General features: G+C 60.6%; 11 protein-coding genes. 6 read left to right on the top strand and 5 right to left on the bottom strand.

Annotation, left to right across the window (positions count from 1 at the left end; translation table 11 throughout):
* Nucleotides 1-57 precede the first annotated feature (57 nt).
* The 3 genes from HK44_RS27435 to HK44_RS27425 form a co-directional block, all read right to left on the bottom strand.
* Nucleotides 58-1,599 carry a phosphoenolpyruvate carboxykinase gene (locus HK44_RS27435; RefSeq protein WP_019691228.1) on the bottom strand — a complete coding sequence of 514 codons (1,542 nt, stop codon included), beginning with the start codon at nt 1,597-1,599 and terminating at the stop codon, nt 58-60.
* A gap of 179 nt (nt 1,600-1,778) precedes the next feature.
* A complete protein-coding gene (gene hslO, locus HK44_RS27430) occupies nt 1,779-2,681 on the bottom strand; it encodes an Hsp33 family molecular chaperone HslO (RefSeq protein WP_019691227.1) in 903 nt (300 codons plus the stop codon).
* A 250-nt stretch (nt 2,682-2,931) separates the two neighbouring features.
* A complete protein-coding gene (locus HK44_RS27425) occupies nt 2,932-3,336 on the bottom strand; it encodes an RNA-binding S4 domain-containing protein (RefSeq protein WP_019691226.1) in 405 nt (134 codons plus the stop codon).
* Between the two features lie 219 nt (nt 3,337-3,555).
* On the opposite strand from HK44_RS27425, the gene HK44_RS27420 reads away from it, so the two are divergent.
* A complete protein-coding gene (locus tag HK44_RS27420; protein ID WP_019691225.1) occupies nt 3,556-4,038 on the top strand; it encodes an ATP-dependent zinc protease family protein in 483 nt (160 codons plus the stop codon).
* On the top strand, nt 4,035-4,940 hold the full coding sequence (gene rimK / locus HK44_RS27415) for a 30S ribosomal protein S6--L-glutamate ligase (protein WP_019691224.1): 906 nt from the start codon (nt 4,035-4,037) through the stop codon (nt 4,938-4,940). The genes HK44_RS27420 and rimK overlap by 4 nt, the downstream gene beginning before the upstream one ends.
* A 168-nt stretch (nt 4,941-5,108) precedes the next feature.
* Here the strand turns inward: rimK and HK44_RS27410 are convergent, their stop codons facing one another.
* Nucleotides 5,109-6,422 carry an ATP-binding protein gene (locus HK44_RS27410; protein WP_019691223.1) on the bottom strand — a complete coding sequence of 438 codons (1,314 nt, stop codon included), beginning with the start codon at nt 6,420-6,422 and terminating at the stop codon, nt 5,109-5,111.
* A gap of 108 nt (nt 6,423-6,530) precedes the next feature.
* Nucleotides 6,531-7,271, bottom strand: a complete 741-nt coding sequence (gene ompR / locus HK44_RS27405) for an osmolarity response regulator transcription factor OmpR (RefSeq protein WP_019691222.1) — start codon at nt 7,269-7,271, stop codon at nt 6,531-6,533.
* A gap of 361 nt (nt 7,272-7,632) precedes the next feature.
* On the opposite strand from ompR, the gene HK44_RS27400 reads away from it, so the two are divergent.
* From HK44_RS27400 to tauA, 4 genes are all read left to right on the top strand, one after another.
* A complete protein-coding gene (locus tag HK44_RS27400; RefSeq protein WP_019691221.1) occupies nt 7,633-9,957 on the top strand; it encodes a Tex family protein in 2,325 nt (774 codons plus the stop codon).
* Nucleotides 9,957-10,340: a PaaI family thioesterase gene (locus HK44_RS27395; RefSeq protein ID WP_019691220.1), complete on the top strand. Its 384-nt coding sequence runs from the start codon at nt 9,957-9,959 to the stop codon at nt 10,338-10,340. Before HK44_RS27400 ends, HK44_RS27395 begins: the two co-directional genes overlap by 1 nt.
* A 231-nt stretch (nt 10,341-10,571) precedes the next feature.
* Entirely contained in the window at nt 10,572-12,155 is a 1,584-nt protein-coding gene (gene gshA / locus HK44_RS27390) for a glutamate--cysteine ligase (protein ID WP_024265210.1), read from the top strand.
* 276 nt (nt 12,156-12,431) lie between these two features.
* On the top strand, nt 12,432-13,409 hold the full coding sequence (gene tauA / locus HK44_RS27385) for a taurine ABC transporter substrate-binding protein (RefSeq protein WP_024265209.1): 978 nt from the start codon (nt 12,432-12,434) through the stop codon (nt 13,407-13,409).
* Nucleotides 13,410-13,420 lie beyond the last annotated feature (11 nt).

Genomic DNA, 13,420 nt, shown 5'->3' with positions numbered 1-13,420 from the left:
TCACAAAAAGCCGCCCCGAAGGGCGGCTTTCTCTTACCTCAAACCACTACCGAATCATTACAACTTCGGCCCAGCAGCCTTGATCGCGTCGCTCACGTCGAACTTCTTGAAGTTCTCAACAAACAGACCGGCCAGCGCTTTAGCAGCCTCATCGTAAGCAGCCTTGTCAGCCCAGGTGTTACGTGGGTTCAACAGGCCGGTTTCAACGCCTGGCACAGCCAATGGCACGTCGAGGTTGATAGTGTCGAGGTGTTCGGTTTCAGCACCGATCAACGCGCCGCTCTGGATCGCTGCGATCACGCCGCGAGTGGTCGGGATGTTGAAGCGTTTGCCGACGCCGTAGCCGCCGCCGGTCCAGCCGGTGTTGACCAGGTAGACCTTGGAGCCGAAGCCGCGGATGCGCTTGATCAGCAGCTCTGCGTATTCGCCAGCCGGACGCGGGAAGAACGGTGCGCCGAAGCAGGTGGAGAAGGTCGACTTGATGCCGCTGCCCGAACCCATTTCAGTCGAGCCCACCAGTGCGGTGTAGCCGGACAGGAAGTGGTAGGCCGCTTGTTCTTCATTGAGGATCGACACTGGCGGCAGCACGCCGGTCAGGTCGCAAGTCAGGAAGATCACTGCGTTTGGCTCGCCGCCCAGGTTCTTCTCGGAACGCTTGGCAACGTGCTCCAGCGGGTAGGCGGCGCGGCTGTTCTGGGTCAGGCTGACATCGGTGTAGTCGGCGTGCTTGGCGTCGTCGATCACAACGTTTTCCAGGACGGCGCCGTGCTTGATGGCTTTCCAGATGACCGGCTCGTTCTTCTCGGACAGGTCGATGCACTTGGCATAGCAACCGCCTTCGATGTTGAACACCACGCCCTCGCCCCAGCCGTGTTCGTCGTCACCGATCAGGTAACGGCTTTCGTCGGCGGACAGGGTGGTCTTGCCGGTGCCGGACAGACCGAAGAACAGGGTCACGTCGCCCTCTTCGCCGATGTTGGCGGCGCAGTGCATCGGCAGTACGTCGGCGGCCGGCAGCAGGAAGTTCTGCACCGAAAACATGGCTTTCTTCATTTCACCGGCGTAGCGCATGCCGGCGAGCAGCACTTTCTTCTGGGCGAAGTTGATGATCACGCAGCCGTCGGAGTTGGTGCCGTCACGCTCTGGCACGCACTCGAAGTTGGCGACGTTCAGAACTTGCCACTCTTCACGACCGGCCGGGTTGTACTGGGCCGGGTTGATGAACAGGCAACGACCGAACAGGTTCTGCCAGGCAGTCTGGGTGGTCATTTTCACGGCCAGGTAGTGCTCTTCAGCCGAACCTACGTGCACGTGGGAAACGAAATGCTCTTGCGCGTTGTTGAACGCCTCAACGCGGTCCCACAGGGCATCGAACTTGTCGGCCGGGAACTTGCGGTTGATCGGGCCCCAGGCGATAGCGGCCTGAGTGGTTGGCTCTTCAACGATGAAACGGTCGACTGGCGAACGACCAGTACGGTGACCGGTGCGAACCACCAGCGCGCCAGTGTCGGCAAGCTCGCCTTCACCGCGCTTCAGGGCTTCTTTAACCAGATCATCAACACTCAGATCGGTGTACACGGCGTTATTGGCTTGCGTCATGAGGTTCCCCGTCGGCCAGTGGCCGAGTGCTCCAAACGTTTTGTAGTAGAAAGTTGTGCACTACTACCGCGAAAAAAGTGGGCCGGATTATGCCAGAAAAGCCCAAAAATAGTAGGGCCCTCCCGTCAGGACGGCGTTATTCCGGCGTTTACCAGTGAATTTACCTGCACTGAAGCGTTTTAGTGACGGGTATCTGACGGCGTATCGACACCCGCTCCGGCGAACAATTGGGTGATATCGGCCGCATCGAACAGGTAGCGCTGGTTGCAGAACTGGCAGTCGATCTCGATGTGTCCACCGTGTTCGATGACCAGCGCCTGAGCATCTTCCTGACCCAGGCTGACCAGCGCATTGCCCGAACGCTCACGCGAGCAGCTGCAACGGAAGCGTAGTTTCTGCACGTCAAACAGGCGCACCTGCTCTTCGTGGTAGAGACGATGCAAGATGGTTTCGTTGTCCAGACTCAGCAGTTCATCGGCGGTCAGGGTGCTGCCCAGCGCGGTGATGTGCTGCCAGCTGGCGGCGCGGTCTTCTTCGTCTTTCAGGCGGTCGGCCGGCAGTTGTTGCAGCAGCAGACCACGGGCGCGACGGCCATCGGCGTGCAGCCAGAAGCGGGTGCCGACTTGCTGGGACATGACGAAATAGTTGGTGAAGCAGTCTGCCAGGGTCGCACCGTCGAGGTCGACGATGCCCTGATAACGCTGGCCCTGGGTCGGGTCGACGGTGAGCGCCAGCATGCCGTTGGGCATCATGTCGGCCAAGGTCGCGTCGGCGGCGATCAGGTCTGCGTCATAACGGGCCAGACCACGGATTTCACGCTCGCTGGAGCACTCGATCATCAGCAGCGACACCGGGCCTTCGGAACGCGCCTGCAGGATCAGCAAACCATCGAATTTCAAGGTGCCGACCAGCAACGCCGCAGCCGCCATCAGTTCGCCGAGCAGTTGCGCGACCGGCTCCGGATAGGGGTGTTTGGCGAGGACTTCGGCATAGCTACGCTCCAACGCAACCAGCTCGCCGCGGGCGTCGCTGTCATCGAAGATGAAGCGTTGGGTGTAGTCGGTATCCGGTAGATCAGTCATAGGTCTGGGTATCTGAAGTGAAGACTAAAGGATGACAAGGGCTGAGAGTCGCGCCTTGCGCACCGTTCTGGTGCATTAATATTGGCCATGACAGGCATTTTATGAACAATCCGGGTTTGTTCCAAGCAAGGTCGAACAGCGGCATAGGGACGCTGGGTGGTTTAGTCCCGTTAGTACTATCGGTTTTTTAAAGCGGACGCGGAGCGTCCGTGGCGGCATTCCCACGCAGAGCGTGGGGAACGATCACCTCTCACTCCGCGCTGCTGCCATGAAACTTGAACAGGTCCCGGCGCTGTTTCTTGCTCGGTTTACCGTCGGTGCTGACGCCCAGGGCGCCGGCTTTGCGCAGGGCTGCGGCGTTTTCGCGTTTGGCGATGCTGGCTTCGGTCTCAACGTACAACGTCTGTGCCTCGGGGGCGCCACGACGGACGATCGAAAGTGCCTGGACCACCACGGTGCGCTCATCGAAACCGGCGCGAATCTGAAACTCGTCACCAACCCTCGGCTCTTTGCCCGGCTTGCAGCGCTCACCCCGGCAATGCACCTTGCCACTCTCAATCGCTGCTTTGGCCAGCGCACGGGTTTTGTAGAAGCGCGCCGCCCACAACCACTTATCGAGACGGACTTTGTCGTCCTCTTCGTTTTTTTGTGCCATGGGTTTTCCTCATTCTGAAATATTTCTGAACTGTACTACCGTTTCTGTCGTGCCATGAATTTCACCGGTTCAGCATACAATGCGCGACGCTTTCGGGCCTCGCTCGGCAGCCGAGAATCCGGGCCGTAGATATCTGTCGCCTTTTAACCTTTATTCTGCGTGAATACCGCAAATTCGGCCGCTTTGCGGTGCGAACGGTTCCTCACCGGTTGAGCACATTTGAAGACATTTGACCATTTGACCGTTGTGGGTCTGCGCGAGTGGGTGGCGCTCCCTGATTTGGGAGTCGCGGGCCTGCGGGCGAAGATCGATACCGGCGCCAGCACCTCCAGCCTGCATGCCACCGAAATCGAACCGTTTGAGCGCGACGGGGAAACGTGGGTGCGTTTCAACGCGCACCTGGGCACGGTGGTGCAGTTGCGTCACCGCCGCTGTGAAGCGCCGCTGGTGACGATGAAAACCATTAAAAGCTCCAACGGCCAAGCACAGGTGCGTTACGTGATCAGCACCACCCTGGCGCTCGGCGATCGGGTTTGGCGAGTGCAGTTCACGCTCGCCTGCCGCAAGTCAATGCGTTATCGCCTGTTACTCGGTTCCAAAGCCCTGATCGACGGCCAGTTGGTGGTCAATCCAGGCATTAAATACGTTCAAGACAAGCCGGTGTTTCCGGTGTCCACTATCTCTTCCACAGGTGTTGCATGAAGATCGCTGTGCTGTCGCGGAACCCGCGTCTGTATTCCACTCGTCGTTTGGTTGAAGCCGGCATCGAACGCGGCCATGAGATGGTGGTGATCGATACCCTGCGCGCCTATATGAACATTGCCAGTCATAAGCCGCAGATCCACTACCGCGGCAAGCCGCTGGAAGGTTTTGACGCTGTGATCCCGCGGATTGGCGCCTCGGTGACTTTTTATGGCTGCGCGGTGTTGCGCCAGTTCGAAATGATGGGCGTGTTCCCGCTCAACGAGTCGGTGGCCATCGCCCGCTCGCGGGACAAACTGCGCTCGCTGCAGCTGCTTTCACGTCGCGGTATCGGTTTGCCGGTCACCGGTTTTGCTCACTCGCCGGACGACATTCCCGATCTGATCGAAATGGTCAATGGCGCACCGTTGGTGATCAAGGTGCTGGAAGGCACCCAGGGCATCGGTGTGGTGATGTGTGAAACGGCGACGGCGGCAGAGTCGGTGATCGAGGCGTTCATGGGCCTCAAGCAGAACATCATGGTTCAGGAATACATCAAGGAAGCCGGCGGCGCGGACATTCGCTGCTTCGTGGTCGGCGACAAGGTGATCGCCGCGATGAAGCGTCAGGCCAAGCCCGGCGAGTTCCGCTCCAACCTGCACCGTGGCGGCAGCGCCAGCCTGATCAAGATCACCCCCGAAGAGCGCATGACCGCCCTGCGTGCAGCCAAGGTCATGGGCCTGAGCGTGGCGGGCGTGGATATCCTGCGCTCCAACCACGGACCGCTGGTGATGGAAGTGAACTCGTCGCCGGGTCTGGAAGGGATCGAAACCACCACCAGCAAGGACGTGGCGGGGATCATCATTGAGCACATCGAGAAGAACGGCGGGCCGAATATGACGCGGACCAAGGGGAAAGGCTAACGCTCGGCCAGTCCCATGGTGGCGAGGGAGCTTGCTCCCGCTGGAGGCCGAAGGACTCCCCATCCCAGCAACCGCGTGCTTTCAGTCAAAACACGGTTGTCTGGTTTTGCGGCTGCTGAGCAGCCGAACGGGAGCAAGCTCCCTCGCCACAATGGTCACCTTCAGCGATTAAACCGCATCTCTCGGCAACATCAAACCAAGCGGCAACCGCACCCGAGCTTCCAACCCGCCACCCGAACGATTGCGCAGTTCAACATTACCGCCATGCATCGAAGCAATCCGCTTGACGATGGCCAGCCCCAGTCCGGTGCCCTTGCCGCCCCGCGCGCGGTCGCCACGGGTGAAGGGGTTGAAGATCGCTTCCAGCTCTGACGGATCGATCCCGGCGCCACGGTCCATGACGCTCAGCACCACGTACGGCGCGCTGACGTCACCCGAAACATACGCCGCCACCTCAACGCCGCTGCCAGCGTGATGCAAGGCGTTACCGATCAGGTTGTTCAAGAGGCGTTTCATCGATACCCGGCGCAACGGGAACGGCTGAATCGGCTCCAGGCGCAAGCGCACCCGCTCCTCGTTCTGGTTGTAAGGCGCCGCCACTTCGCGCACCAGATCACTCAGGTCGACCTCCTCGACCGACTCATCCCGACCATCGCGAATGAATGCCAGGAACTGGTCGAGAATCGCGTCCATGTCTTCGATGTCACGCACCATGTCGTCACTCAGGTCGCTGTGGTTGCCCATCAGCTCCAGCGACAGACGCAAGCGGGTCAGCGGCGTGCGCAGGTCGTGTGAAACCCCGGCGAGCATCAATTCACGCTCGCGGCCGGCCTGTTCAACGTCTTCCGCCATCTGGTTGAACGCCCGATAGACCTCGGTCATTTCACTCGGCGTGTCGCTGATCGGCAGGCGCACGCTGCGCCCCTGGCCCAGTTGCCGGGCGGCATCCACCAGCCGTTTGAGCGGCTGGTTGAGCTGGCTGACGAAAATCCACGCCGACGCGGTGGATAACAAGCCAATGGCGAGAAACCAGCCGAGTACGTTCCAGATTTTCTGGCCACGCAACGGATGCGGGTACAGCGGTACTTTCAACCAGCCGTCACCCAGGCTCGGGGCCCGAACCCAGAGCGCCGGCGGTGCGTGCATGCGCAATCGCACTTCGGTGTCGGCACCCAGTTCGTCCCGCATCTGTCGTTGGTAGATTTCGCTGTAGGGCCAATGCTGTTCACCCTCGGGAACACCGGCGCCCACCACACGAATCAGTGTCGCGGCATCGGCAATCTTCGCCCGGTTTTCTTCGTCCGCTGCCCAGTAGGCACGCAAGGTCAGCGCGACACCGTGGCTGTATTGGCGGTCCACCAGCACGTCTTCGTTCATCAACAGATAAACCAGGGTCAGCGCCTTGGAAAACAGCACGACGATCAGCACCAGCCAGAGCGTGCGAGAGAAGAAACTTTGGGGGAACCACACGGGGGTTTTCATAGACAACCGCTACATACTTTGCAGGAGCGAGCCAAGCTCGCAGAATTGCGGATCGCGAATCAGCCGGGTGACACGTTACCCGGCTGACCCGCTCCTACAAATCACCGATCACTTGGTCGCGGTGCCGTCCGGAACGAACACGTAACCCACGCCCCAGACCGTTTGAATGTAGCGTGGTTTCGACGGATCAGGCTCGATCATCCGGCGCAGGCGGGAGATCTGGACGTCGATGGAACGCTCCAGGGCATCCCATTCGCGGCCACGGGCCAGATTCATCAGCTTGTCGCGGGTCAGCGGTTGACGCGCATTCATCACCAACGCCTTGAGCACCGCGAATTCACCGGTGGTGAGCATGTGTACTTCGTCGCCGCGCTTGAGTTCGCGAGTCGCCAACGACAATTCGTAATCACCGAAGGTCACGCTTTCGTCTTCGCTGCCCGGTGCGCCCGGCACGGGAGCCGACTGGCGACGCAGGACCGCTTTGACACGCGCCATCAGCTCGTCCGGGTTGAACGGCTTGGCCAGGTAATCGTCGGCCCCCAGTTCCAGGCCTTTGATACGGCTCAACTCATCGCCCTTGGCGGTGAGCATGATGATCGGGATCTGATTGTTTGCGCCACGCAAGCGGCGGCAGGCAGTCAGGCCGTCTTCGCCGGGCAGCATCAGGTCGAGGACGACCAGGTTGAACACTTCACGTGCCAGCAGGCGATCCATCTGTTCGGTGTTCGGTACGGCGCGGGCACGATAGCCCTTGCTGACGAAAAAACGTTCCAGCAGGCTGCTGAGCCCCGGATCGTCGTCAACGATAAGAATTTTTTCGCCTTCAGCAGTGTGTGCAGTGCTGCTCATTGGATGCTCCTTTGATCTCGGTGCGCATTATGGCGTAGCTGCCGTGATACGCACCGTGTGCATTGTTAGCAGATTTTTCCTCTACCGCCAGCGACATGGCCTTTATGCCTACAGCCCGCGATGCCCCCATCGGGCAGAACGGCGGTTATAATGCGCAGCCTTTTGTGTCGGGCAACGTCTGATCGTTACTGCCGGTGGCGGCTTTTTATTTTTCATCGCCCGGCAGTAATTGTTCGATTCCACGGGTCAACGGGATGCCTTTTGATCCAGGTAGCGGCGCTGGCCAGGCCGCTCAACCAGACTCGCCGGGCCTTATTCCGTGCGCCTGCGAGCCTGCTTTCACAATTTGTCAGGTGGTTTTATGGACAGCATCAACAGCCGCATCGCCGAGGAACTCGGTGTACGCCCACAACAGGTCGAAGCGGCCGTCGCGCTACTCGATGAAGGCTCCACGGTGCCCTTCATCGCCCGCTACCGGAAAGAAGTGACCGGCAGCCTCGATGACACGCAATTGCGTCATCTGGAAGAGCGTCTGCGCTACCTGCGAGAACTCGACGAACGGCGCATCAGCATCCTTGCCAGCATCGAAGAGCAAGGCAAGCTGACCCCGCAACTCGAGCGCGATATCAAACTCGCCGACACCAAGACCCGCCTCGAAGATTTGTACCTGCCGTACAAGCAAAAACGCCGCACCAAGGGCCAGATCGCCCTGGAAGCCGGCCTCGGCGAACTGGCCGACAGCCTGTTCAACGACCCGAACCTGACGCCAGACACCGAAGCCGCACGCTTCGTCAACGCCGAAAAAGGCGTGGCAGACGTGAAGGCGGCCCTCGAAGGCGCCAAGTACATCCTCATGGAACGCTTCGCCGAAGACGCCAACCTGCTCGAAAAGCTGCGCAGTTACCTGAAGCAGGAAGCCACCCTCAGTGCCCGCGTGATCGCCGGCAAGGAAGAAGAAGGCGCCAAGTTCCGCGACTATTTCGAACACGACGAACCGCTGAAAAGCATGCCGTCGCACCGCGCCCTGGCGATTTTCCGTGGCCGCAACGAAGGCATCCTCAGCTCCGCGCTGAAAGTCGGTGACGAGCTGCCGGGCACCATGCACCCGTGCGAAGGCATGATCGGTCAGCAATTCGGCATCGCCAACCAGAACCGCCCGGCCGACAAATGGCTCGGCGAAGTGGTGCGCTGGACCTGGAAAGTCAAGCTCTACACGCATCTGGAAACCGACCTGCTCGGTGAGCTGCGTGACGGCGCCGAGACCGAGGCGATCAACGTGTTCGCGCACAACCTGCACGACTTGCTGCTGGCCGCGCCCGCTGGCCCACGCGCCACACTGGGTCTGGACCCGGGCCTGCGCACCGGTTGCAAGGTGGCGGTGGTCGATTCCACCGGCAAGCTGCTGGATCACGCCACGGTTTACCCGCACGTACCGCACAACAAGTGGGACCAGACCATCGCCGTGCTCGCGGCCCTGTGCGCCAAGCACTCAGTGGACCTGATCGCCATCGGCAACGGCACCGCCAGCCGTGAAACCGACAAGCTCGCCGCGGACCTGATCAAAAAATACCCGGCGATGAAAATGACCAAGGTCATGGTCTCCGAAGCCGGCGCTTCGGTGTACTCGGCCTCGGAACTGGCCTCCAAGGAATTCCCGGACCTGGACGTGTCGATCCGTGGCGCGGTGTCGATTGCCCGGCGCCTGCAGGATCCGCTGGCCGAACTGGTGAAGATCGATCCGAAATCCATCGGTGTCGGCCAATACCAGCACGACGTGTCGCAGCTGAAACTGGCCCGTGGCCTGGACGCGGTGGTCGAGGACTGCGTGAACGCCGTCGGCGTCGATGTGAACACCGCCTCCGTTGCGCTGCTGGCCCGCATCTCCGGCCTCAACGCAACCCTGGCGCAGAACATCGTGACCCACCGCGATGAAAACGGTGCGTTCAAAACCCGCGCGGCATTGAAGAAAGTTGCCCGCCTCGGCGAAAAAACCTTCGAACAGGCCGCCGGCTTCCTGCGCGTGATGAACGGTGACAACCCGCTGGACTCGTCTGCGGTTCACCCGGAAGCCTACCCGCTGGTGCAACGCATCGCCGCTGAAACCGACCGCGACATCCGCTCGCTGATTGGCGACGCTGCTTTCCTCAAGCGTCTCGATCCGAAGAAGTACACCGACGAAACCTTCGGCCTGCCAACGGTCACCGACATCCTGCAAGAACTGGAAAAGCCGGGCCGCGACCCGCGTCCGGAGTTCAAGACTGCCGAGTTCCAGGAAGGCGTGGAAGACCTCAAGGACTTGCAGCTGGGAATGATCCTCGAAGGCGTGGTGACCAACGTGACCAACTTTGGCGCCTTCGTCGATATCGGCGTTCATCAGGACGGTTTGGTGCATATCTCCGCGCTTTCAGAGAAATTCATCAAGGATCCGCGTGAAGCGGTGAAAGCCGGTGACGTGGTCAAGGTCAAGGTCATGGAAGTCGACATCCCGCGCAAACGCGTTGGCCTGTCGATGCGCATGAGCGACACCCCGGGCGAGAAGATCGACGGCGCTCGTGGCGCGCGTCCAGGTTCGGCACCGCGTCAGTCTTCGAGCCCTGCACCGCGTAAAGAAACCACGGCAGCCGCTCCAGGCAACAACGCCATGGCGTCGCTGTTCGCCAACGCCAAGCAGTTGAAGAAACGCTGATGGAAATCCCTGCGGGGTTGACCGAAAGCGCTTTTTTCAAGCTGCTGGGTTGCCGTTTGCACAGTCTTGAGGTCGGGGTGGCGCAAGTCGCCCTGGCGCTTGAGCCGCAGTTGCGCAATCGCGGCGGCAAGCTGCACGGCGGAGCGCTGTTCAGTCTGGTGGACATTGCCATGGGGCTGGCCTGTTCCAGTACCCATGGTTTCGACCAGCAGAGCGCGACCATCGAGTGCAAGATCAACTACATCCGCGCCGTTTCCGAAGGCGAAGTCCTGTGCACGGCGCGGGTGATCCACCCGGGCCGGCGCACGCTGGTGGTCGAAGCCGACGTGATGCAAGGCGACAAACTGGTCGCAAAAGCACAAGGCACGTTCGCTGTCCTGTAGATGCGCGTCATCAATTTGAGTTAATTTCGGCGTTGCGAAAGCTGCGCCGTCCTTCCCTGTGGGAGCGAGCTTGCTCGCTCCCACAGGGAAGGACGGCGATTAATCCCTGAATGACCGGCATTAGGCCTGTGCAGCCCAAAAACCAGGCGAAAACGCCAGTTTTAACTTCACCCTTGTAGACCGTCCTGCCCACCCCCATATTGGGGCGACTGACGCGTGAAGGAATCCAACTTGAGCGAACTTCTCAACCGCCGCCTGGCTCTGCTCGGCGAGCGCGCTAACCTCTCTCTGCTCGAACAGTGTCTTCACGGCATCGAACGTGAATGCCTGCGCGTGACGGGCGAAGGTCGCCTGGCGCAAACGCCGCACCCTGAAAGCCTGGGTTCCGCGCTGACCAACGAACAGATCACCACCGACTATTCCGAGTCGCTGCTGGAGTTCATCACGCCTGCCCTGCCGGACCCTGCGGACACGCTGGCGAGCCTGGATAAAATTCACCGCTTTGCCTACAGCAAGCTCGGCAACGAGTACCTGTGGAGTCCGTCGATGCCGTGCCCGCTGCCGGCCGAGGAAGATATCCCGATCGCCTACTACGGCACCTCCAACATCGGTCAGCTCAAGTACGTCTACCGTAAGGGCCTGGCCCTGCGTTACGGCAAGACCATGCAGTGCATCGCCGGGATTCACTACAACTTTTCCCTGCCGGAAAAGCTCTGGCCGCTGCTCAAAGAGGCTGAAGGCTTTGCTGGCACCGACCGCGATTATCAGTCGGCGGCCTATATCGCGCTGATCCGCAACTTCCGCCGCTACAGCTGGCTGCTGATGTACCTGTTCGGCTCTTCGCCAGCGCTGGACGCCGGCTTCCTGCGCGGTCGTTCCCATCAGCTGGAGCAATTCGACGCCGAAACCCTGTACCTGCCGTACGCCACCAGCCTGCGCATGAGCGATCTGGGTTACCAGAGCAACGCGCAAGCCGGGCTGACGCCGTGCTACAACGACCTGAACAGCTACACCGACAGCCTGCGCAAAGCGGTGGCCACGCCTTACGCGCCGTACGTCGAAATCGGCACGCACCAGGACGGTGAGTGGGTTCAGCTCAACACCAACATCCTGCAGATCGAAAACGAGTACTACTCCAACATCCGCCCGAAACGCGTGACCTATACCGGCGAACGGCCGATTCAGGCACTGATGGCCCGTGGTATTCAGTACGTCGAAGTGCGTCTGCTGGACATCAACCCGTTTATGCCGATGGGCATCGACCTGCCGGAGGCACGCTTCCTCGACGCGTTCCTGCTGTATTGCGCGCTGAACGACAGCCCGCTGCTGACCGCCACCACCTGCGGCAACGCCACCTCGAACTTCCTCAGCGTGGTCAAGGAAGGTCGTCGTCCGGGCCTGCAGCTGCAACGCGATGGCCAGTCGGTGACCATGAAAGAGTGGGCCTTGGAGCTGCTGGAAAAAATCGCCCCGCTGGCCGCGTTGCTGGATCAGAGCCACGGTGGCGACGCCCACAGCAAAGCTCTCGACGTGCAACGGGCGAAAATCCAGGACCCTTCCCTGACCCCTTCCGCGCAAGTGCTGGCAGCGATGACCGAGCACAAGGAAAGCTTCGCCCGGTTCTCCCTGCGCCAGAGCCAGGCTCACGCCGAGTTCTTCCGCAGCGAGCCGCTGGCAGCCGAAGAGCAGGCGCGCTTTGAAAAACTGGCGCGCTCGTCGCTGGCTCAGCAAACCGAGTTGGAGCAGAACGAAGTCGGTGATTTCGACGTGTTTGTCGGGTCGTATCAGGCGAGCATTCTGGCGATCAGTAACTAGGTATACACCTCTGTGGCGAGGGAGCTTGCTCCCGCTGGAGTCCGAAGGACTCCCAATTCCAGCAATGGCGTTTTACCGGATAAAACCCGTCGCTGATTTTGCGTCTGCTTCGCAGACGAGCGGGAGCAAGCTCCCTCGCCACAATGTTGTACACAGGATCGCTGCCAGGTTTTTCCGCTCATAAGCTCATTCTAAAAAGTTATTTATTTTAGAATTCTTAGATCATTTAGTCTCATTACACGCCGAAACCCCGGCCGCCTGATGAGGACTTTCATGATGAAACTGCACTTTCCCTTACGCCTCCTGGCGGCCGCATCCCTGGCTGCAGCGAGCTTTTTCGCTCAGGCGGCCGACGTCACCGTCGCCTACCAAACCACCGTCGACCCGGCGAAAGTCGCCCAGGCTGACGGCACTTACGAAACCGCCACCCACGCCAAAATCGACTGGCGCAAATTCGACAACGGTGCCGACATCATCGCCGCCATCGCCTCGGGTGACGTGCAGATCGGCTACCTCGGCTCCAGCCCGCTGACCGCTGCGATCACCCGCAAGGTTCCGGTCGAAACCTTCCTCATCGCCACCCAGATCGGCGCCGCCGAAGCACTGGTGGCCCGCGACGGTTCCGGAATCACAACCGCGCAGGACCTGATCGGCAAGAAAATCGCCGTGCCGTTCGTTTCCACCGGTCACTACAGCCTGCTGGCCGCGCTCAAGCACTGGAACATCGACCCGTCGAAAGTGCAGATCCTCAACCTCGCGCCGCCGGCAATCATTGCCGCCTGGAAACGCGGTGACATCGACGCCACTTACGTCTGGGACCCGGCGCTGGGCGTTGCCAAGGAAAACGGCAAAGTGCTGATCACTTCCGGTGAACTGGCCAAGTTCGGCGCGCCGACCTTCGATGCGTGGATCGTGCGTAAGGATTTCGCCGAGAAGCACCCGGACATCGTCAGCGCCTTCGCCAAAGTCACCCTCGACGCTTACGCCCACTACCGCAAGGACCCGCAAGCCTGGCTGGCGGATAAGGGCAACGTCGACAAACTGGTGAAACTCTCCGGCGCCAAGGCCAGCGACATTCCGTTGCTGCTGCAAGGCAACGTCTACCCGCTGGCGGCTGATCAGGTGATCACCCTCGGCGCGCCGACCACCAAGGCCATCACCGACACCGCGGCGTTCCTCAAGGAACAAGGCAAGGTCGAGGCGGTGCTGCCGGACTACGCCCCTTACGTCAGCGCCAAGTACATCACTAACTGATCGGGAGGTGA

It is taken from the genome of Pseudomonas fluorescens HK44 (assembly GCF_000217955.3).
GTDB lineage: Bacteria > Pseudomonadota > Gammaproteobacteria > Pseudomonadales > Pseudomonadaceae > Aquipseudomonas > Aquipseudomonas fluorescens_AQ.
The sequence above is the reverse complement of the archived record's forward strand: the minus strand, read 5'-3'. Positions and strand labels throughout refer to the sequence as shown.

Coding starts and splice junctions, on each gene's coding strand:
- hslO (WP_019691227.1), bottom strand. CDS start 2,681: ATGACTGATCTACCGGATACCGACTACACCCAACGCTTCATCTTCGAT.
- HK44_RS27400 (WP_019691221.1), top strand. CDS start 7,633: ATGGACAGCATCAACAGCCGCATCGCCGAGGAACTCGGTGTACGCCCA.
- HK44_RS27410 (WP_019691223.1), bottom strand. CDS start 6,422: ATGAAAACCCCCGTGTGGTTCCCCCAAAGTTTCTTCTCTCGCACGCTC.
- HK44_RS27395 (WP_019691220.1), top strand. CDS start 9,957: ATGGAAATCCCTGCGGGGTTGACCGAAAGCGCTTTTTTCAAGCTGCTG.
- ompR (WP_019691222.1), bottom strand. CDS start 7,271: ATGAGCAGCACTGCACACACTGCTGAAGGCGAAAAAATTCTTATCGTT.
- HK44_RS27425 (WP_019691226.1), bottom strand. CDS start 3,336: ATGGCACAAAAAAACGAAGAGGACGACAAAGTCCGTCTCGATAAGTGG.
- tauA (WP_024265209.1), top strand. CDS start 12,432: ATGAAACTGCACTTTCCCTTACGCCTCCTGGCGGCCGCATCCCTGGCT.
- rimK (WP_019691224.1), top strand. CDS start 4,035: ATGAAGATCGCTGTGCTGTCGCGGAACCCGCGTCTGTATTCCACTCGT.
- HK44_RS27435 (WP_019691228.1), bottom strand. CDS start 1,599: ATGACGCAAGCCAATAACGCCGTGTACACCGATCTGAGTGTTGATGAT.